The sequence below is a fragment of the Flavonifractor sp. An112 genome (assembly GCF_002161085.1).
Classification (GTDB): domain Bacteria; phylum Bacillota; class Clostridia; order Oscillospirales; family Oscillospiraceae; genus Flavonifractor; species Flavonifractor avicola.
The window spans coordinates 261191-279294 of record NZ_NFLU01000003.1; the positions used below are offsets into that span (position 1 = coordinate 261191).

16 protein-coding genes are annotated in these 18104 nt (G+C 59.4%); 6 read left to right on the forward strand and 10 right to left on the reverse strand.

The window, feature by feature from the left end; all coding sequences use genetic code 11:
* Window positions 1-30 precede the first annotated feature (30 nt).
* Both B5E56_RS04325 and B5E56_RS04330 read left to right on the forward strand, forming a co-directional pair.
* Window positions 31-1647 (forward strand): ATP-binding protein, encoded by a 1617-nt coding sequence (locus B5E56_RS04325; protein ID WP_087388789.1) that lies wholly within the window; start codon window positions 31-33, stop codon window positions 1645-1647.
* A 6-nt stretch (window positions 1648-1653) separates the two neighbouring features.
* Window positions 1654-2322 (forward strand): response regulator, encoded by a 669-nt coding sequence (locus tag B5E56_RS04330; protein WP_087188623.1) that lies wholly within the window; start codon window positions 1654-1656, stop codon window positions 2320-2322.
* A gap of 95 nt (window positions 2323-2417) precedes the next feature.
* On the opposite strand, the gene B5E56_RS04335 is transcribed toward B5E56_RS04330, so the two are convergent.
* Together B5E56_RS04335 and B5E56_RS04340 are read right to left on the reverse strand one after the other, a co-directional pair.
* On the reverse strand, window positions 2418-3770 hold the full coding sequence (locus B5E56_RS04335) for a radical SAM protein (protein ID WP_087388790.1): 1353 nt from the start codon (window positions 3768-3770) through the stop codon (window positions 2418-2420).
* Window positions 3771-3906: 136 nt separating this feature from the next.
* Entirely contained in the window at window positions 3907-4614 is a 708-nt protein-coding gene (locus B5E56_RS04340) for a TetR/AcrR family transcriptional regulator C-terminal domain-containing protein (protein WP_087188624.1), read from the reverse strand.
* 46 nt (window positions 4615-4660) lie between these two features.
* On the opposite strand from B5E56_RS04340, the gene B5E56_RS14380 reads away from it, so the two are divergent.
* The 4 genes from B5E56_RS14380 to B5E56_RS04355 all read left to right on the forward strand — a co-directional run bounded on the left by B5E56_RS14380 (window position 4661) and on the right by B5E56_RS04355 (window position 7584).
* Window positions 4661-5095, forward strand: coding sequence for a hypothetical protein (locus B5E56_RS14380; RefSeq protein WP_143383130.1), 435 nt, complete (start codon window positions 4661-4663; stop codon window positions 5093-5095).
* Window positions 5040-5444, forward strand: a complete 405-nt coding sequence (locus tag B5E56_RS04345; protein WP_242958761.1) for a toprim domain-containing protein — start codon at window positions 5040-5042, stop codon at window positions 5442-5444. Before B5E56_RS14380 ends, B5E56_RS04345 begins: the two co-directional genes overlap by 56 nt.
* A gap of 135 nt (window positions 5445-5579) precedes the next feature.
* The gene (locus B5E56_RS04350; protein ID WP_087388792.1) at window positions 5580-7322 is read left to right on the forward strand and encodes a type IV secretory system conjugative DNA transfer family protein; all 1743 of its coding nucleotides are present in this window, start codon (window positions 5580-5582) and stop codon (window positions 7320-7322) included.
* 4 nt (window positions 7323-7326) lie between these two features.
* Window positions 7327-7584 carry a helix-turn-helix domain-containing protein gene (locus B5E56_RS04355; protein WP_087388793.1) on the forward strand — a complete coding sequence of 86 codons (258 nt, stop codon included), beginning with the start codon at window positions 7327-7329 and terminating at the stop codon, window positions 7582-7584.
* Between the two features lie 188 nt (window positions 7585-7772).
* Here the strand turns inward: B5E56_RS04355 and B5E56_RS04360 are convergent, their stop codons facing one another.
* The 8 genes from B5E56_RS04360 to B5E56_RS04395 form a co-directional block, all read right to left on the reverse strand.
* Window positions 7773-9170 carry a uracil-xanthine permease family protein gene (locus B5E56_RS04360; protein WP_087388794.1) on the reverse strand — a complete coding sequence of 466 codons (1398 nt, stop codon included), beginning with the start codon at window positions 9168-9170 and terminating at the stop codon, window positions 7773-7775.
* 65 nt (window positions 9171-9235) lie between these two features.
* A complete protein-coding gene (locus B5E56_RS04365; RefSeq protein ID WP_087388795.1) occupies window positions 9236-10714 on the reverse strand; it encodes an amidase family protein in 1479 nt (492 codons plus the stop codon).
* A gap of 5 nt (window positions 10715-10719) precedes the next feature.
* On the reverse strand, window positions 10720-11661 hold the full coding sequence (gene arcC, locus B5E56_RS04370; protein WP_087388796.1) for a carbamate kinase: 942 nt from the start codon (window positions 11659-11661) through the stop codon (window positions 10720-10722).
* Window positions 11662-11763: 102 nt separating this feature from the next.
* Window positions 11764-12972, reverse strand: coding sequence for an amidohydrolase family protein (locus tag B5E56_RS04375; protein ID WP_087388797.1), 1209 nt, complete (start codon window positions 12970-12972; stop codon window positions 11764-11766).
* A 36-nt stretch (window positions 12973-13008) separates the two neighbouring features.
* On the reverse strand, window positions 13009-14298 hold the full coding sequence (locus B5E56_RS04380; protein ID WP_087388798.1) for a uracil-xanthine permease family protein: 1290 nt from the start codon (window positions 14296-14298) through the stop codon (window positions 13009-13011).
* Window positions 14299-14344: 46 nt separating this feature from the next.
* A complete protein-coding gene (locus B5E56_RS04385) occupies window positions 14345-15751 on the reverse strand; it encodes an amidohydrolase family protein (protein WP_087388799.1) in 1407 nt (468 codons plus the stop codon).
* Between the two features lie 38 nt (window positions 15752-15789).
* Complete coding sequence (locus B5E56_RS04390) at window positions 15790-17112, reverse strand: uracil-xanthine permease family protein (RefSeq protein WP_158098664.1); 1323 nt, start codon at window positions 17110-17112, stop codon at window positions 15790-15792.
* A gap of 154 nt (window positions 17113-17266) precedes the next feature.
* Window positions 17267-18067 carry a cyclase family protein gene (locus tag B5E56_RS04395; protein WP_087388801.1) on the reverse strand — a complete coding sequence of 267 codons (801 nt, stop codon included), beginning with the start codon at window positions 18065-18067 and terminating at the stop codon, window positions 17267-17269.
* Between the last annotated feature and the right edge of the window lie 37 nt (window positions 18068-18104).

Below are 18104 nucleotides of genomic sequence, written 5' to 3' on the forward strand. Positions count from 1 at the left end.
CTATACTGGTAACAAAGGAGGCGGGTGTCTATGTCCACACAGGCCAGATCCTCCATCCGTGCACGGCTGATGCGGATGAACCTGGTGATTGTCATCGTATCCATTGCTCTTTCCATAGGAGGGACCCTCTATTTTACCCTGCGCAGTGAGCAGACGGCTCTGGACAACAATCTGCTCAATTCCGCGTCCATTCTGTCCCAGGTACCTATGATCCAAGAGGCCCTGCAGGGGGAGCGTACCATAGAGGAGCTGTCCGATTATCTGGACGAAACCACCAGCCGTACTTCCGATATTGACCTGATCCTGGTGGGAGACACCCAGTCCAAATTGCTCTATGTGCCGGACAGCACCCTGATCGGCACCTCCTATGTGGGGACGGCCCAGCAGGCGGCGCTGGCCGGTGCGGCCCCCTATACCTCCAATGAGACCGGGCCCATGGGCTCGGACCACTCCGCCTATGCCCCTGTGCGGGACGAGGCGGGGGAAGTGATCGGCTTCGTCATTGTAGGAGTCTACTTCCGCAGCGTGGCTCTGGTGGGTCTGCACACGGTGCTTCGCCTGCTGGCGGTGGGTGTGGTGGCGGCAGTGCTGGGTTCTCTGCTGGCCATGCGCCTGTCCCGCAGCATCAAGCAGTCCCTGATGGGTTATGAGCCGGACGCCTTTGCCCGCCGGTTCCACCAGAGGGAGGATATCCTGGACGCGCTTGAGGAGGGTATCCTGGCCATCGATGCAGAGCAGAAGGTGATTTTTCTCAACAAGGCGGCGGCGGAGATGCTCTCCATTGAACGGCAGACTGCCGTAGGCCGGCCCCTCCATGAGGTCTATCCCCGTTCCACTCTGGACCGCATCCTCCGCACCGGCCAGTCGGAGTACAACGTGAGTATGAACTCCCTGAAGGAGATCCGGGTGCTGGCTGACCGGATGCCGCTGTATGAGAATGGAACGCTGGCCGGTGCGGTGAGCATCTTCCGCAACCGCACCGAGCTGACCCGTATGGCGGATGATCTGACGGGTGTGCAGCATATGGTGGAGGCTATGCGGGCCTATACCCATGAATTTATGAATAAGCTCCATGTGATCCTGGGTCTGCTCCAGATCGGAGAGCCGGAAAAGGCCCAGGAGTACATTATGGATACCACCCGGACCCAGCGGGTGGCGGTGAGCCGCATTATGAACCAGATTCGCCAGCCCTCGGTGGGGGCGCTGCTGGTAGGTAAGACCAGCCGGGCCAACGAACTGGGTATCCATCTGCGGTTGGACCGGGAGAGCACCCTCAGTGAGGAGAGCCTCTGGCTGCCGCCGGAGGCCTATGTGACCATTCTGGGCAATCTGATCGAAAACGCCATCGAGGTGCTCAACCAGTCCCGCCGTGCCATCAAAGAGGTGTCGGTGAGCATCCGGGAGAGCGAGGACAGTCTGCTGCTGTGCGTGGAGGACACCGGGCCCGGCATCTCCCCGGCCCTGCGTCAGACTCTGTTTCAGCGGGGGGTATCCACCAAGGGCCGCAGCCGGGGTACCGGCCTGGCATTGGTCCAGGAGGTGGTGGAGGCCTATCACGGGCAGATCCGGGTGGAATCGGAGCCGGGAGTGGGCACATCGTTTTTTGTGAGCTTTTGCCGGGAGGAGGTCCCGGAGGACGGAGAGTGAGTTTGGATGTATCGCGTTGTGATTGTGGAAGACGATCCCATGGTTTCGTTGCTGGACCGGACTTTTACAGAGAAAGACCCACGGTTTCGGGTGATCCAGACCTTTCAGGACGGACGGGCCGCCCTGGAGTGGTTGGCTCAGAATCCGGCGGATCTGGTGGTGCTGGATGTCTATATGCCGCTGTTTACCGGGGTGGAGCTCCTTCACGCCCTCCGGGAGAGGGCCATCCCTGTAGACGCTATCATGGTCACTGCCGCCAACGATGCCGCCACCGTGGACCAGCTGCTTAAAATGGGAGTGGTGGACTATCTGGTCAAGCCCTTTACATACGAGCGATTCCAGCAGGCGCTGGATACCTTTTGCCGCCACCGGGAGGCGGTCATGGGGGAGGAAGTGACTCAGGGAGAGCTGGATAAACTGTTTGCCCCGCCGGAATCCGGGGAGCACAGCGCCCCCAAGGGCCTCCAGGAGAGCACCCTGCGGCTCATCCGATCCTGTCTCCGGGCCGCGCCGCCCCAGGGACTGCCCAGCGAGGCCCTCTCCAAACAGACCAATTTGTCGGTGGTGACGGTGCGCCGCTATGCCAACTACCTGGTGGAGCGGGGAGAGGCCTTCAGCACCATCAATTACGATACAGGCGGCCGCCCCTGCCGCCTGTATCGGGCAAAAGAGTGAGGGGCACGGTTACCACGTAACGCGGCGATCCCCCCAACGCGGCTGTTTGCAGACGCGCTGGGGGGATCGTTTTGGAGAGAAGGGCTGGATATGGATTATGAAGGCTGTTGGGAATGAGATTCCTGCCAGAGCGCATCGGCTACCGGTTTCCACCGTTGGGCATAAGGAATCGTCTTTTCGCACAGATGCTCCGGGCTTTCCGGACTTTGGTAGTCGGTGTTGACAGCCCCAGTTTCGGCTACCATTTTGGGTAAGAACTCCGGGTTTTCCAGCATAGGGCAGGGGCGGAGCATATTATTGTTGAAGGGCTGACTGCGGTGATAGGCCTGGAAGAGAGGAGATTTCAGGGCGTCCAGCAAACTTACATCGTGGATATTTACGTTGGAATAGTGGATAAACACACAGGGCTCCACATCGCCTTTGGCGTTGATGTGGAAATACCGCCGGCCGCCGGCGATGCAGCCGCCCACATATTCGCCGTCGTTCTGGAAGTCCAGGGTGAAGATGGCCTTGGTGGAGCGGAAGGCGCGGATGGCATGGTACATTTTGGACCGCTGCTCCGGGGAGGGCAGCAGCTCCACGGCGGCGTCGTTGCCCACGGGCATATAGTGGAAGAACCAGGCGAACAGGGCACCGCTGTCAATGAGCTGGTCAAAGTACCGTTCGCTGCTTACGTCGTCCACATTGCGGCTGGTATAGCAGGTGGAGATGCCGAAGGGCAGATTGTGGGAGTTCAGCAGAGCCATGACCGCGTGGACCTTCTGATAGACACCCTCTCCCCGCCGGGAGTCGTTTGCGGCCTCAAAGCCCTCCAGGGAGATGGCGGGGACAAAGTTTTTCACCCGCAGCATCTCCTGACAGAAAGCCTCGTCGATCAGAGTGCCGTTGGTAAAGGACAGGAACATACAGTCCGGGTGCATTTCGCAGAGCTTTATGATGTCCCCTTTGCGTACCAGCGGCTCGCCGCCGGTGTAAATGTACATATAGGTGCCCAGCTTTTTGCCCTGGGTGATGATAGAGTCCAGATCCTCCAGGCTCAGGTTGAGTTGGTGACCGTATTCCGCCGCCCAGCAGCCGGTGCAGTGCATATTGCAGGCGGAGGTGGGGTCCAGCAGGATGGCCCAGGGGATGTTGCAGTCCTCCCGCTTGCTGATCTCCTCCTGAATGGCGCTGCCCTTCAGACTGGCATTGAGCAGGAAGTTCTCAGCAAAGGCCTTCCGCACCCCCACATCCAGCTGGAAGAACCGCAGGATCAGCTGATACCAGTTGTTCTTTTCCTGAATAGCCTTGCGGAAGGCATCCCGCTGAGGCCGGTACCAGTCGGACGGGGTATATTTGTCAAACAGCTCCATGAGCTTGGGGATGTTTTCCTCCGGATTGCCGTCCAGATAACGAAGGACCTGATTGATGGCAAACCGCTGCATGGCGTCTTTTACGGGATTGCTCATATAATTCATCCTTTCCGTACTGCATCACAGTTTTCTGCCATTATAACGGGAACCGGCAGAGACTGTCATGAGACAAAATCGGGATATGTCAAAAATTTTGACATATCCCGATTTTGTTGCAGTTTCTCTATAAACATTACAAATCAAAAGATTCGGCGGGAAATGAGGAACGCTGTTCCGCAAAGCGGATCACGGCGCCCAGCTGCTTTACGTTCCGGGTGAATTCTTCGGGTAGCATCCCGTTTCTTGACAGGATCCACCGTGCAATGCAGCAGACAATAGCGTCAGCAAAAAAGTTGGCGGTAAATTCGTCACATTTTCCGTCTGCCGGCAGGAAGGAGAAGTAGTGTTTGAAAATGGAAAAGACGCTTCGTTGAAAATGAACGAGAAAGGAGTCCTGCCCCTTCACTTGCAGCGCGGAGCGATAAAAGACCCGGTTTTCATAGAAATAGTCGCATAGCTGTTGGAACTTATCCCAGGGATCTTCCTGAGCGGCGTCAGGACTGTCCCGTAGTACCGCGCCTATTTCAGAATCAAAGATCCAGTTAATAAGGTGGTATTTATCCCGGAAATGGTAATAGAAGCTCTGCCGTTTCATGCCGCACCGCTGGCAGATAAAGGCCACGTTGATTTTTTCAATGGGCATTTCCCGCATGAGCTCCTTCAGCGCCTGAGCCAGCGCTTTTTTGGTAATGGTGGAGTCTGGCATGGCGATCCCTCCTGTGAAATGGTATGATACCATAGTTTCTACAGCGGTGCAAGAATGGGGAACGGCACAGGAGGGGCAACCTTTAGGATTGTTAAGACAGCCTTCAGAAAACCTTTCTGTATCCCTGCCTGCCATCTGATATACTGCTTACATCAGAATTGCAGGATGGAGGAGGGCTGTTATGGAGTTTGTATGCAGCACCCGATATTCCCAAAAGACCCTGACCGCCATGGCCAGAGCACTGCGGAAAACAGTCCGGGTCAAGATGAATCTATGGCTTAAAGTCGTCTGTGCCGTTTTGATTGGTATTTGCCTGCTGTCCATCTATGCGTCCTGGGACGATCCCTGGTATGTGGGTACCAACGGAGTGGTGATCGTTTTTCTGCTGGTAGTACAGTGGAAGCAGGATTGGCTGAACGGCTATATTGCCCGGCGGCGGGCGCTGCCCGGCACGGAGTTCAGCAGTACCACGTTTCATCAGGATTGCTTTGAGACCCAAATCGCCGGAGCTGTGACACAGTGGAAGTATGATATGCCCCGCAGCCCTGGCAGCGGAATCGATGGGTGCCGGTGCTTCCGCCCAGGTGTGCTACCCCACCTCCATCACCCGCAGTGAGGACGGTACGGAGCTGAAGAAGATCTACGACCTGGGGCCGGAGGATGACCCGGCGGGCATTCCACGCTCAGACTTTGAGCAGGATGGCTTCCACTATGTGGCCCTGTGCGGCACCGGAGGGCAGGCCATGCACTGGATGCTGGAGCAGAATCAACACCTGCGGGACGTGGTGCTCTGCCTGGACAGTGACGGGCCGGGACAGTCTGCCGCCAGACGGCTCCAGACAGAATTGCAGGAAGGAGGATACCACTGTGGTATCCTCCTTCCCGTATATAAAGACTGGAACGAAGACCTGGTGGCTGGTGCGCTTACAGCATCCCTGTCCATGACTGCGGTCCAGAGCTTATGAGCCGGAACCATGACAGCCTCCGCCAAGGGAGAAGTATGCCCTTTTCCTGGACCGGGGGTCGGTTCACCGTGGACCACCCAGAAGGTCACACTGGAAGAGGGCTCAAATACAGAGAACGAGAAAGGAGACCGAACCATGATAGACGAAAACTGGATGTTGATTGGACTGCTGGCCCTGGTATTTGGAGCTCTGGTTGCGATAGCTGCCCTCTCCAACCGGGGCAGCCTGAACAGCATCAAGAACAAGACGGTGGGTGACGGCCAGTACGGAACTGCCCGCTGGGCCACCGAGAAGGAGATCCGCAAGAGCTACCGGCGGATACCCTTCCGGCCGGCCCTGTGGAGAAAGGGAGAGCAGCTCCCAGAGGCCCAGGGCCTGGTGCTGGGCTGCATTGGAAAAAAGGACAGGCTGGCCGCTCTGGTGGACTGCGATGACATCCACTGCCTGATGATCGGCGCCTCCGGTGTGGGCAAGACGGCCTACTTTCTGTACCCCAACATGGAATATGCCTGTGCCAGCGGCATGAGCTTTCTGGCCCTGGATACCAAGGGGGATCTGGCCAGAAACTACGGCGCCATTGCCACCAAATACTACGGCTACCAGGTGGCGGTGGTGGATCTGCGCAACCCCACCCGCTCAGACGGCTACAACCTGCTCACCCTCATCAACCACTACATGGACGTGTGCAGGCAGAAGCCGGACAATCTGGCGGCCCGGGCCAGGTCGGAGAAGTACGCCAAGATTTTATCCAAGACCATCATCAATCCCGAGGGGGAGAGCTTTGCCCAGAACCAGTATTTCTACGACGCCGCCGAGGGTGTGCTCACCGCAGTCATCCTGCTGCTGGCCGAATACCTGCCGCCCAAGGAGATTGACGGAGAACTTCGGGAGCGGAGGCACATCGTGTCCGTGTTCAAGCTGGTGCAGGAACTGCTGGCTCCCAGCATGGTGCCGGGGAGAAATGAGTTTCAATTCCTCATGGACCACCTGCCGGAGGAACACAAGGCCAAGTGGTTCTCCGGCTCCGCCCTTAACGCTGCGGAACAGTCCATGGCCTCCGTCATGTCCACCGTCCTGGCCCGGCTCAACACCTTCCTGGACAGCGAGCTGGAGCAGGTGCTGTGCTTTGACAGCGCCATGGACGCGGAGAGCTTTGCATCAAGGAAATCCGCCATCTTCTTGATTCTGCCCGAGGAGGACACCACCAAGAACTTCATGGCCGGGCTGATGATACAGACATTGAGCCGGGAACTGTTCTCCGTGGCGGACGAGCACGACGGAAAGCTTCAGAACCGGGTGGTGTTCTTCTGTGACGAGCTAGGTACCATGCCCGCCTTTGACATCCTGCCCCTCTTCTCCGCCGGCCGCTCCCGCCGGCTCACCCTGGTGCCCATCATTCAGTCCTTGGCACAGCTGGAGAAGAACTACGGGAAAGAGGGAGCGGAGATCATCCAGGACAATGTGCAGGACACCATCTTCGGCGGCTTTGCCCCCAACAGCAAAACCGCCGAGGCTCTTTCCAAAGCCCTGGGCAACCGCACGGTTATGAGCGGAACCATCTCCAGAGGCAAGAGCGAGTCCGGCCAATCACTGCAGATGATCCAACGCCCTCTCATGACGCCGGACGAACTCAAATCACTTCCCAAGGGTCACTTCATTGTCATGAAAACCGGCACTCACCCCATGCGTACCCGGCTGCGGTTGTTCCTGGAGTGGGGTATCACCTTTGGAAAACCGTACCATGTGCCGGAAAAGGCTGCCCGGAAGGTGTACTATGCAGACAAAAAGGAGTTCCTACACACGGTCTTACCGGAATTCCCAGCTATCGCAGAAAACTCGCGGCAGAAAGGCTATCATACCCCAAGAAGGGACAGATGACACTATGAGTTACTTCAATGAAATCTACGGTGACCCTGAACTGAGCAGCAAAGCTAAAATGGTGCTGCTCTACTTACATGACCGTGCCAACCAGAAGGGTGAAAGCTGGTACGCCATCAACACCATGGCCAGGGAACTAAGCCTCTCTCGCTCCAGTATAAAGCGGGCCTTGGCGGAATTGGTCCGTCAAAAACGAATAAATGTACAGCATAGATTTCGAAATAATGGTAGTTGCACATCTAACACTTATTACCTAATATAGCAAGTGAACTCGCTAATGTGGGTTAACTTGCTGAACTGTAACAGATAATTCTTGTAAACGTCAGCAGATAACATGATTTCTATTTTCGCTGAAAGGCATAATGCGACACTGCTAGTAGCTGTGTCGCATTATGCCTTTTGATATCCTGGCTATAGATTGGTGGTTAGCGTCAGTGGCGGTAGTTTTGTTTAACCTTCATTTTGGGGAATATTTGTACTTTTATCTTTTAAAATGATGTTCAGAATGATATTCAAACCGACACCAAAGATCACCGCCAAAAATACATTGGAAGTGCATACCATATTTAGGAAGGGAGGTAGGGAACTGGCCCACTCCGCATATGTGGAACTGCAGTGATATGGAAGCATGACCGCCACTGAAAGCGTGGTTCCAGCAATGATCGTGTTTCGCAGTGTTCTGGGGGAGGACACGATTGTGTCGATACCGGAGAACATGATGGAGGCTGCTGTAATTAGGAAAACCGCGCCGATGACTGGCTTGGGGATCCCCGCCAGTACATACGCCATCTTGGGGCACAGGCCGTACAGCAGAAACAGGATTCCCGCAACCTGTGTCACACGGCGGGAGGCCACACCGGTGGCCGCCACGATGCCGATGTTCTGGGTATAGGAGGTGCAGGGCAGCGCACCGAAGAATGCGGTGATCATACATCCCAGGCCCTCGGCCATGATGCCGCGGTCAATGTGCTTGACCCGGTAGACCTCCTTGCAGGCGGCACAAGTGGCACCGTAATCGCCTACCGACTCAAAGATAGAGCCGATATATCCGGAAAATCCACCCAGAATGGCCGCGCCTACGAAGGCGATCAGCTGGCCGGACTCGCCGGAGGGGTTGGGCATATCCCGGAACGGGAAGAGCTGCGGGAGCGCAAACCAGGGGGCTTCCTTGACAGCCTGCCAATCAAACAGGCCCAAGGCGGAGGATCCCACCACGCCCACCAGCACGACGCTGATCAGGATAAATCCCTGAGATACAATTCCCTTGCCCAAGAACTTCAGCAGCAGGGCCAAGATAAATGCGATGACCGCCAACACCATATAGACCGGCTCAGTGTTGGAGAAGGTCCACTGCACCGCAATTCGGGCAGCCACAAACCCGATGGATGTGACCACCGTACCCAGTACCACCGGCGGCAGAAATTTCCGAATCTTGCTGATAATCCGGGTGGCACCCAGCAAGAACTCCAGGAAGCCGCCCACCAGGATGGAGCCCCAGGTGGCCGGAAGCCCGTACACGCCGGCAATACTGCCCATGGAGGACATCAGGGAGGATGAGGTGCCCTGTACAATCGGAAGGCGGTTTCCAATGGTGGTTTGAAGGAAGGTGCAGATACCCATGCAGAAGAAACAGGCACTCAGCATCGTGGCGGTAAAGCTGGCGGACTGAATACCCGCAAGGGACGCGAACCCGCTGACCCACATAAACGGTGTGAAATCCACCAGTGTGATCTGCAGGGCAAAATACCAGCTTTTCCACCACGGCTTCGGTACATCTTCAATCCCGATGGTCACTTCAATATTAGACTCCGGCTGTTCTTCAAAGATCGGTTGTTCTGGCTGATACATGTTCTTCTCTCCTTTATCTGTATACCGCGGACAGGAAGTGGCGGAGGCTCACCGCAGACAGGAAATCAAGGAAGTTCCGGTACCGATTGTGGCGGCCGGCGGAGCCGAGATGCCTGCTCGAAGGAATAAGCGATGGCAATCAGGACGGGCTCACTGAAAGGCCGGCCGATAATCTCCATGCCCACCGGCACACCGATGGGGGCATCTTCGCTGGGGGCAAACCCGGCGGGCACCACAACAGAGGGAAACCCGGTCACCGAGCAGAGCACGCCGTTGCGCTGCTGCTGGGATTCACCTATTTTGCACACCAGCTGCTGCTGGTGGGGATACACGATGGCGTCCAGTCCCAGCTCCGCCATGAGGCTCATTACCTGGTCCTGCACCCTGATCTGGAGCAGCCGCTTCTGGTTGTATTCCGGTGTGCCGACTTCCTTCTCCTCTGCCTCCAGCAAATGCTGCCGGAGGGCCGGGTGATACTTGCCGCTGGCTACCACGTCCTCCAGGGAGTGGATGGGTGCGGAATCCCCCTGCTGGGCCAGGTAATGGTTCAGATCATGCTTGAAGTCGTCCAGGTGGACGCTGACATGCCCGGTCAGCCAGGCGGAGTCGATGGGTTCCAGGATGGAGATCAGCTCCGCGCCCCCCTCTTCAAAATAGCGGAGGGCGGGCCGGACCACCCGGTTGACCGCCTCATTGGCGGGCTGGGTGCCGAAGAAGCTCTCCAGCACGCCGATGCGCTTCCCCCGCATTCCGTCCGGATCCAGGAAGGAGAGGTAGCTCTCCGGCTTACGATCCACACACCAGGCAGTTTTGAGGTCCGCATGGTCATAGCCCGCGATCACATCCAGCGTACGGACGGCATCCTCCACTGTACGGCAGATGGGGCCGGCGGTGTCCTGGGTCATGCTGTATGGCACGATGCCATCCCGGCTGACCAACCCCATGGTAGGCCGGATGCCCACCAAGCTGTTGGCGGAAGATGGGCTGCGGATGGAGTTGATGGTGTCGGTACCAATGCCGATGAGACCCATATTGGCGGCAATGGCCGCCCCAGTACCTCCGGAGGAACCGCCTGGCGTCCGGGTCAGGTCGTAGGGATTTCGGGTCTGCCCCAGGATGGAGCTGACGGTCTCCCCCCAGATGGCGAACTCGTGCAGGTTGGTCTTAGCAAGGATCAGGGCCCCGGACTGGCGCAGGCGCTTGGTGAGGAAGGCGTCCTCATGGGGGACAAAGCCCTCCAGGGCGCGGGAGCCCGCCGTGGTAGGCATATCGCAGGTGCCCACGTTGTCCTTCAGCAGGACGGGGACGCCGTGCAGTGGGCCGGAGAGGGCCCCGGTCTCCTGGAGCACCTGGTCCAGCCGATCCGCCTCATCCAGCGCCCGTGGGTTGACGGCAATGATGGCGTTGAGGGCGGGGCCCTGTTGATCATAGGCCTCCATGCGCGCCAGATAGGCCTCTGTCAGTTCTCGGCAGGTCAGCTTTCCCTCCAGCATGGCCTGCTGAACCTGGCGGATGGTACATTCCATGATGGGAAATGTGGTCATATCACTCAACTCCCAATTCTGGTTCCGGTCTTGCCCTGGATTCCGTCCTTGGCCTTTTCCAACAGAGTGATCAGGGCACTGCGTCCCTGGCCGGACTCGGCGAACTGGAGGGCGGCCTCCACCTTGGGCAGCATGGAGCCTGGGGCGAAGTGCCCCTCGGCGATATAGGTTCTGGCCTCATCCGGAGTCATGGAATCCAGCCACTTCTCCTGGGGGGTGCCGAAGTGGATGGCCACCTTCTCCACTGCCGTAAGGATTACCAGGAAGTCGGCCTCCAGCTCCTGGGCCAGGCGGCAGGAGGCGAAGTCCTTGTCAATGATAGCCTCCACACCCTCCAGGTTGCCCTCCTCTGTCCGAACCACCGGGATCCCACCGCCGCCGCAGGCGATCACAATCTGCCCCGCCTGCACCAAGTCGCGGATGGCGGGCAGCTCTACAATGGAGACGGGCTGGGGGGAGGGTACTACCCGGCGAAGGCCCCTGCCGGCATCCTCTGCATAGGTAAAGCCTCGCTCCGCGGTGAGGCGGTCTGCCTCCTCCCGGCTCACGTAGGTACCGATGGGCTTGGTGGGATTCTGGAATGCCTGGTCAGCCTGGTCCACCACTACATGAGTCAACAGGGTGCTGACCTCCTTGACAAGCCCCCGCTGGGCCAGCTCGTCCCGGATGGCGATCTGCAGATCGTGGCCGATGTAGCCCTGGCTCATGGCACAGCAAATGGACAGAGGGCAGAGGGTGTACTTGTCCGGCTCCTGCTTATGAAGGGCAGTCATGGCCTTCTGGATCATGCCCACCTGGGGGCCGTTTCCGTGGGCGACGATTACCTCGTGGCCCTCTGCAGCCAGATCCACGATGGCCTTGGCGGTGTTGCGCACCGCCACCCGCTGCTCCTGGTAGTTATTCCCCAGAGCGTTGCCGCCCAGGGCGATGACAATTCGTTTTCCCATTTTGGTTCCTCCTGTCAGAATATCGGATGATGAACGGCGGCGGCCCGCCGGCGGGGACGGGCTGTTCCCGGGCGGGCCGCCGATACATGCGGTTGGATGGAATCAATCTTTCAGGGTAACGTCCACGCCGTCCTTGATGACGTAGACCGGAGGACGGTGGTGCCAGATAGCGTGGTAAACGTCCTCCTCGTCCAGAACCACCAGGTCTGCGTTGCCGCCCACCTCCAACTTGTGGCCCTGCATGCCCAGCACTTTGGCGGCGCTGGTGGTCACCATGTCGTAGAGCAGCTCCATGTCGGTAAAGGTGGTCATCCAGAGCAGGTGGCTGGCTAGGAAGGCAATCTGCAGCATGTTGCACTCACCGAAGGGGTAGTAGGCGTCGGCCACGTCATCCTGGCCCAGGGCCACGGGGACGCCGGCGGCCAGCAGATCCCGGACACGGGCGTGGAGCGGACCGGTGTGGGGGTCGGACACCAGGCCGACACCCGCCTGCTTCATGAGGGCCACCAGCTTGCGGAAGTAGTTTTCGTTGTAGAGTTCCATGGCGCGGCAGTGTTGGGCGGTCACCCGGCCCTGCCAGCCCATCTCAATGGACTTCTTGCACAGCATTTCCAGGGTGCGCTCACCGGGGTCGCCCACGTCATCCAGCAGCATGGAGATGTTCTTGTCGAATTCCTTGGCGATGGCGCACATCTTGTCCACGTGGGACTGCTCCAGATCCTCGGTATACTCCATCCAGGGGATGCCGCCAATCACGTCCACCCCCATCTCAGCCGCCTGCCGCACCAGTTCCTCGGTGCCGGGCTCCCGGATGACGCCGTCCTGCGGGAAAGCCACCACCTGCAGTTCCACCTTGCCCTTGAACTCCTCCCGGGCCTTCAGCAGGGCCTTCACGCCCTCCAGCCGGGCCTTGGAATCCACATCGGCAAAAGCGCGGATGTGGGTGTTGCCGTGCTTGAGCGCCATCTGGCACACCTTGCGCACGTTCTCGATGATCCACTTCTCGTCGTAGCAGGCCTTGAAGTCGGCGGCCCGCTCGATGGCGGTCATGGCGCCGCCCATGCCGCCGGTGTGGTACTCGCCCAGGGCCTCCTGCCCGGCCATCTCCAGGGTGAACACCTTGTCCAGGTGCAGGTGGCCGTTGACAAAGGACTCCGTCACCAGGCAGCCCTTGGCGTCGATGGTCTGGGCCGCGTCGGTGGAGAGGTTCTTTCCGATGTCGGCGATCTTACCCGCCCGGATGCCGATGTCCACGGTCTCCTTGCCGGAGGCGCGGGTCTTGGCATTGGTAATCAGAATGTCATAGGTCATGATCTCGTCTCCTTACTTTTTATAGTTATAGTTGATTCAGTTGTCGGAGGAGGCTTTGCCGTCCTCCTCCAGCATCTCATCCCCGAATTTGGGCAGAACCAGGTTCAGCACCAAACCCACCACAGCGGCCAGGGCCACACCGCCGAAGCTGATGGCCACCTCGCCGATGGTGAAGGACACGGCGGCTCCGCCGATACAGAGAATCAGGACGGCCGCAAAGATGATCTGGTTCCTGGAATTGCCGAAATTCACCGGATGCAGGGTGCGCAGGCCCGTGCCCGCCACGAAGCCGAACAGAATGATGGAGATGCCGCCCACCACAGAGCCGGGCATGGTCTGGAGCAATGCGGAGACCTTGGGGCAGAAGCCCAGCAGGATGGCAAACACGGCGGCAATGCGCATCACCAGGGGATCCCATACCTTTGTGAGGGCAAGCACACCGGTGTTCTCTGAGTAGGTGGTCAGGGCGCAGCCGCCCACAGCGGCGGAGAGTGCGGTGGCAATGCCGTCGCCCAGCATGACCCGGTGGACGCCGGGATCCTTGTAGAAATCCTTGCGCACCGTTTCACCGATGGCCGCCACATCGCCAAAGCACTCCACAATGGTGGCAATGCATACCGGCGTGACCAGGGCGATGGCGACGGGGGAGAATTTGGGAGCCGCGAAGGACGGCAGGCCGATCCAAGCCGCCTCCTTCACCGCTGTCAGATCTACCTGCCCCGCGGCCAGGGAGACGAGATAGCCCACGATCATGGCGATCAGCACGGGGATCACCTGGACAAAGCCCTTGAAGAACATGGTGACGATGATAACGGTCGCCATGCCCACGATGGCCAGCGCCCAGTTCTCCGATGCCATGTCTATGGCAGTGGGGGCCAGCATCAGGCCGAGGCTTGTGATAATAGAGCCGGTGACCACAGGCGGGAACACGGCCCGCACCCGGTCGGCCCCCACGGCCATAACCAGAAGGGAGATTACGATATAAGCGATACCCACCAGGAAAACTCCGCCTCTGGCATAAGCCAAGCCGTCGGCGCCGCCTCCCATGATCTGTGCCGCCATGATGACGGGCGTGATGTAGGCAAAGGAGGAGCCCAGGTAGACCGGCACCTTGCCCTTCGTGCAGAGATGGCAGATCAGGGTTCCGACGCCGCCCATCAGGAGCACCGTGGCCACATCCAATCCGGTGGTCAGGGGGACCAGCACGGTGGAGCCGAACATGGTGAACAGGTGCTGCAGGCCCAGCAAAAGCCGCTTTGGTACGGGAAGGGTGGAAGCATCTTCAATGGGGTCGTTCAGCCGGGGGCCGGCTTGCTTGGTTGCCATAGGATACACGTCTCCTTTCTCTTTCTTTCTCCTCGTTCCGGGTCTGTCAGCAGAGATCCGCCTTCAGGCCCTCAATGCGCGCGGAGGCGCGGGTCAGCAGCTCGCGGCCCACCTGGGTGACGTACTGCCGCTTCTCCTCCTCATCAACCTTGGTCAGGTGTCCCTTATGCACCACCAGCTCACCGTTGACCACAACCTCCTCCACCATGCGGGCGTCGCCGCTGAGCACAATGCAGTCCACCGGGTCGTTGCAGCCGCCGGCGTACTGGAGCTGGCTCCAGTTCATGAGGGTGAAGTCGGCGGCCATGCCGGGGGCCAGGTAGCCGATGTCGTCGCGGTTGAGCACCCTGGCTCCGCCGGCGGTGGCCAGATAGAGCACGTCCTCGGCGTTGGCGGAGCTGTCTCCCCAGCTCAGACGGTTGAGCAGGTAGGATACCCGGATCTCCTCCATCATGTTGGCCGAGTTGCTGCTGGCCGCACCGTCCACGCCGATGCCGAAGCGGGTGACGCCGGCCCGCAGGAAATCGGGCACCCGGCAGGAGCCGGAGCTGAGGTACATGTTGGAGATGGGGCAGGTGGAAATTCCGGTGTTGGTCTTGGCCATCAGCTCCACCTCCTCGTCGTTCAGGTGGATGCAGTGGGCATAGTAGAACCGGTCGCCCAGCATGTCGTGGCGACGGAACCACTCCACTGGCCGGCAGCCGAAGTGCTCGATGGTGTACTCCACCTCGTGCTGGCTCTCGGCCAGGTGGCCGTGTACCATGATGTCTAGCTTCTCCGCCAGATCTACCGTGGCCCGGACGATCTCCTCGGTCTCATACTGGGCGATGCTGGGGCCGATGCCCACCTGGCACATGGAGAAGCGGGAGGGATCGTGGTATTTCTTGACCAGACGCTCGGCGTCGGCCATGACGCCCTCGGTGGTGTCCACCACCTCGGGGGGAACAATGTCGCTGGTCACTGAGTGGTAGGCCCGCACCGGGTGGAAGCGGATACCCAGTTCCCGGGCGGCCTCAATCTCCGCGTCCACCAGGCCGGTTACCCCCACGGGGTGGGGATACCACAGGTCGTTGGAGGTGGTCACGCCGGTTTTCAGGCCGTCGCCAAGACTGGCATAGATACCGGCCCGCGCCACATCAGTGTTGAGATCCTTGTAAATCTCGTACATGGTGGTGAGCCACGGCTCCAGCCGCAGACCCTGGGTAGCCTTGATGTTGCGGATCAGCGTCTGCCAGGTGTGGTGGTGGGTATTGACAAAGCCGGGGAGAATCACGCGCCCGCTGGCATCCACCACTTCGTCGATGTCTACCGTGCCGGCCAGGCTCTTTTCCAGATCCGTGCCGACGGCCTTGATCTGATTCCCCTCGATGAGCAGGTCACCGTGGCGGTAACGGGTACGCGCCTCGTCCATGGTGATGATCCAATCTGCGTTCTTATACAAAGTACGTTTCATATCTGTGTTTTTCCTCCTGTCCGCTGGCTGCGGCTGGCTTACTGATTGGCAGTCTCTGCCTTCTCCTCCTTGTCCTCCCGGAGGATCAGGCTGAGCACGACCGCGGTGATAGCCGTTCCAGGCACGCCGCTGAGGATGGTGGACACCCAGAAGGGGAAGGCAGCCAGGGCGTTAGCGGTCATACTGAAGCCGATGCCCACGGCCAGGGAGGCGCCCACGATGGTGGTGGTGCGGGGAGTGAGCTTGCTGCTCATGATCACGGTCATGCCGGACACCAGGATGGTACCAAAAGCAGTCAGGGCCACGCCGCCCAGCACGGGCTCAGGAATGGCGGAGAACACGGCACACAGCTTGGGGCACAGGCCGCACAGGGCAACCACGACGCCGGCGATGGCGGTAATATAGCGGCTGGTGACGCCGGAAACGCCGCACAGGCCGATGTTGGCGCTGCCGGAGATTACGGGCACATTGTTGAACAGAGTGGAGAGGATGCTGCTGATTCCCTGGGCCAGGATGCCGCCCCGGGTCTCCTTGCTGTCAGCCAGACGGTTCTGTGCCAGCATGGCCGCCGTGGCCTGGTCGCCCATGAGCTCTACCAGCGCGAAGAAGCAGAGCACCGTGATGGTAACCGTGGGGCCAAGCTCAAATTCCAAGCCGAAGTGCAGAGGCTGAGGGGCGCGGAACCAGGGCTCACTGGCGATGCCGGAGAGATCTAGCTTCCCAAAGGCGGCGGCCACGCAGGACATCACCACAATGGCAATCAGGGGGGATGCCTTGGAGAGGAAATTCTTCCGGCCGTAGTGGTTCAGCACCAGCATGATGATAATCGTGCCTGCGGCCAGGAGGAGATTGATGGGATCACCGTAGTCGGCGGAGCCGTCCCCGCCGGCGCAATAGCCAATGCCCACGCCGCAGAGACTCAGGCCCAGAGCCGTGACCACGGAACCGGTGATATAGGGCTTGAAAATATTAGAGAGCTGCTTATGGAACACCGTCCAAAGCACGACGGTGACAATGCTGCCCACCAGGCAGGCGCCGGTATAAGCCGCCAGCCCATATTGAGAGCCCAAAGCGATGCCGGGGGCCACGAACACGAAGCTGCACTCCAGGGGGATGGGCAGCCGGGCGCCCACCGGGCCGAAGCCAATAGTCTGGATAATGGTGGCAATACCGGTGACCAGCAGACAGCCGGCCACCAGAATGGTGATCTCTGACGCGCTCAGTCCCACGCCGCTGCCAATGAGCAGGGGCACGGGCAGTACGTTGAATACCAGAACGACAATCTGCTGGAGGCTGAGGGGGATGGACTCGCCGACGGGCGGGCACTCGTTCAGCGTGTATCCGGTTGGGATCTTTTTCACAGTTTTTTCCTCCATTTCTCTCTAATTTCTGGCGTTTGCAATGCAGAAAGCCCAGGGAACAGCATTATGAAACTGTCGCCCTGGGCTTTCCTCATGCGGGATTTGGGTATGGTATTCTGGAGGTTCGGGTATTACAGTCTATCCGGATTCCGGCTTACACGTCGTCGAACCCGTCAAAGGCCACAATGCGGCTGATACAGCTCTCACCCTCCACCAGGCGCCAGGGGAAGCAGCCGATCACCACGCGCTTGTTGGACAGCTGGTCGATGTCGCCGCCCATGCACTCGGCGTGGATGGCCTCGTAGGGCTTGCAGAACAGCTCAATGTGCATGGCCTGGTAGTGCTCCGGCCAGGGGTAGACCTCGTTGAGGGTCTTGCCGTAGCGCTCCTGGAAGATCTTGTCGCACTTCTCGGCCTCCATGGGCTCCCAGTCGCGGATCTTGGTATTCATGGGGTGGTCGGCGGAGCCGCAGTCCACGCCGATCCATTTGATCTTCTTGTCCCGAACCCACTGGATGAAGTCCAGGGAGGGGCCGGGGTGGCGGAGCATGTAGCGGCGCTCATCGGCGGTGGGGGAATCCCAGCCGTAGATGTGGTAGCCAGTGTTGATGATCAGGATGTCGCCCTCCTTGACCTCCACCCGCTTCTCAATGTCCTCGGCGGTGTAGATGCCGAAGTCCTCCATCTGATCCCGCAGATCCACCACCACGCCGGGGGCGCAGAGCTTGGTCAGCTCCAGGGAGGCGATGTCGCGGCCGGCGGTGTCAAAGTGCAGAGGGCCGTCCAGGTGGGTGCCCACGTGGTTGGAGTGCGTGATCAGCTGGCCGTTGGCGCCGTTGGGGGCCAGACGCTTGAAGAACTTCATCTGCAGGGGCTCATAGGTGGGCCAGGGGGGCGTATTGATGCCCAGGGGGATGGTGAGATCGTACATTTTGATGTCAGACCACTTGCTCATAAGAATACCTCCATTTGTTTTAAGCGGTTTGGTTTGT

Bases quoted from the DNA above. Each gene is read 5' to 3' on its own strand.
- B5E56_RS04395 (WP_087388801.1), bottom strand. From the start codon at position 18,067: ATGAGCAAGTGGTCTGACATCAAAATGTACGATCTCACCATCCCCCTG.
- B5E56_RS04325 (WP_087388789.1), top strand. From the start codon at position 31: ATGTCCACACAGGCCAGATCCTCCATCCGTGCACGGCTGATGCGGATG.
- B5E56_RS04340 (WP_087188624.1), bottom strand. From the start codon at position 4,614: ATGGCAGGCAGGGATACAGAAAGGTTTTCTGAAGGCTGTCTTAACAAT.
- B5E56_RS04380 (WP_087388798.1), bottom strand. From the start codon at position 14,298: ATGGCAACCAAGCAAGCCGGCCCCCGGCTGAACGACCCCATTGAAGAT.
- B5E56_RS14380 (WP_143383130.1), top strand. From the start codon at position 4,661: ATGGAGTTTGTATGCAGCACCCGATATTCCCAAAAGACCCTGACCGCC.
- B5E56_RS04355 (WP_087388793.1), top strand. From the start codon at position 7,327: ATGAGTTACTTCAATGAAATCTACGGTGACCCTGAACTGAGCAGCAAA.
- arcC (WP_087388796.1), bottom strand. From the start codon at position 11,661: ATGGGAAAACGAATTGTCATCGCCCTGGGCGGCAACGCTCTGGGGAAT.
- B5E56_RS04350 (WP_087388792.1), top strand. From the start codon at position 5,580: ATGATAGACGAAAACTGGATGTTGATTGGACTGCTGGCCCTGGTATTT.
- B5E56_RS04345 (WP_242958761.1), top strand. From the start codon at position 5,040: ATGGGTGCCGGTGCTTCCGCCCAGGTGTGCTACCCCACCTCCATCACC.
- B5E56_RS04360 (WP_087388794.1), bottom strand. From the start codon at position 9,170: ATGTATCAGCCAGAACAACCGATCTTTGAAGAACAGCCGGAGTCTAAT.
- B5E56_RS04335 (WP_087388790.1), bottom strand. From the start codon at position 3,770: ATGAGCAATCCCGTAAAAGACGCCATGCAGCGGTTTGCCATCAATCAG.
- B5E56_RS04365 (WP_087388795.1), bottom strand. From the start codon at position 10,714: ATGACCACATTTCCCATCATGGAATGTACCATCCGCCAGGTTCAGCAG.
- B5E56_RS04385 (WP_087388799.1), bottom strand. From the start codon at position 15,751: ATGAAACGTACTTTGTATAAGAACGCAGATTGGATCATCACCATGGAC.
- B5E56_RS04375 (WP_087388797.1), bottom strand. From the start codon at position 12,972: ATGACCTATGACATTCTGATTACCAATGCCAAGACCCGCGCCTCCGGC.
- B5E56_RS04330 (WP_087188623.1), top strand. From the start codon at position 1,654: ATGTATCGCGTTGTGATTGTGGAAGACGATCCCATGGTTTCGTTGCTG.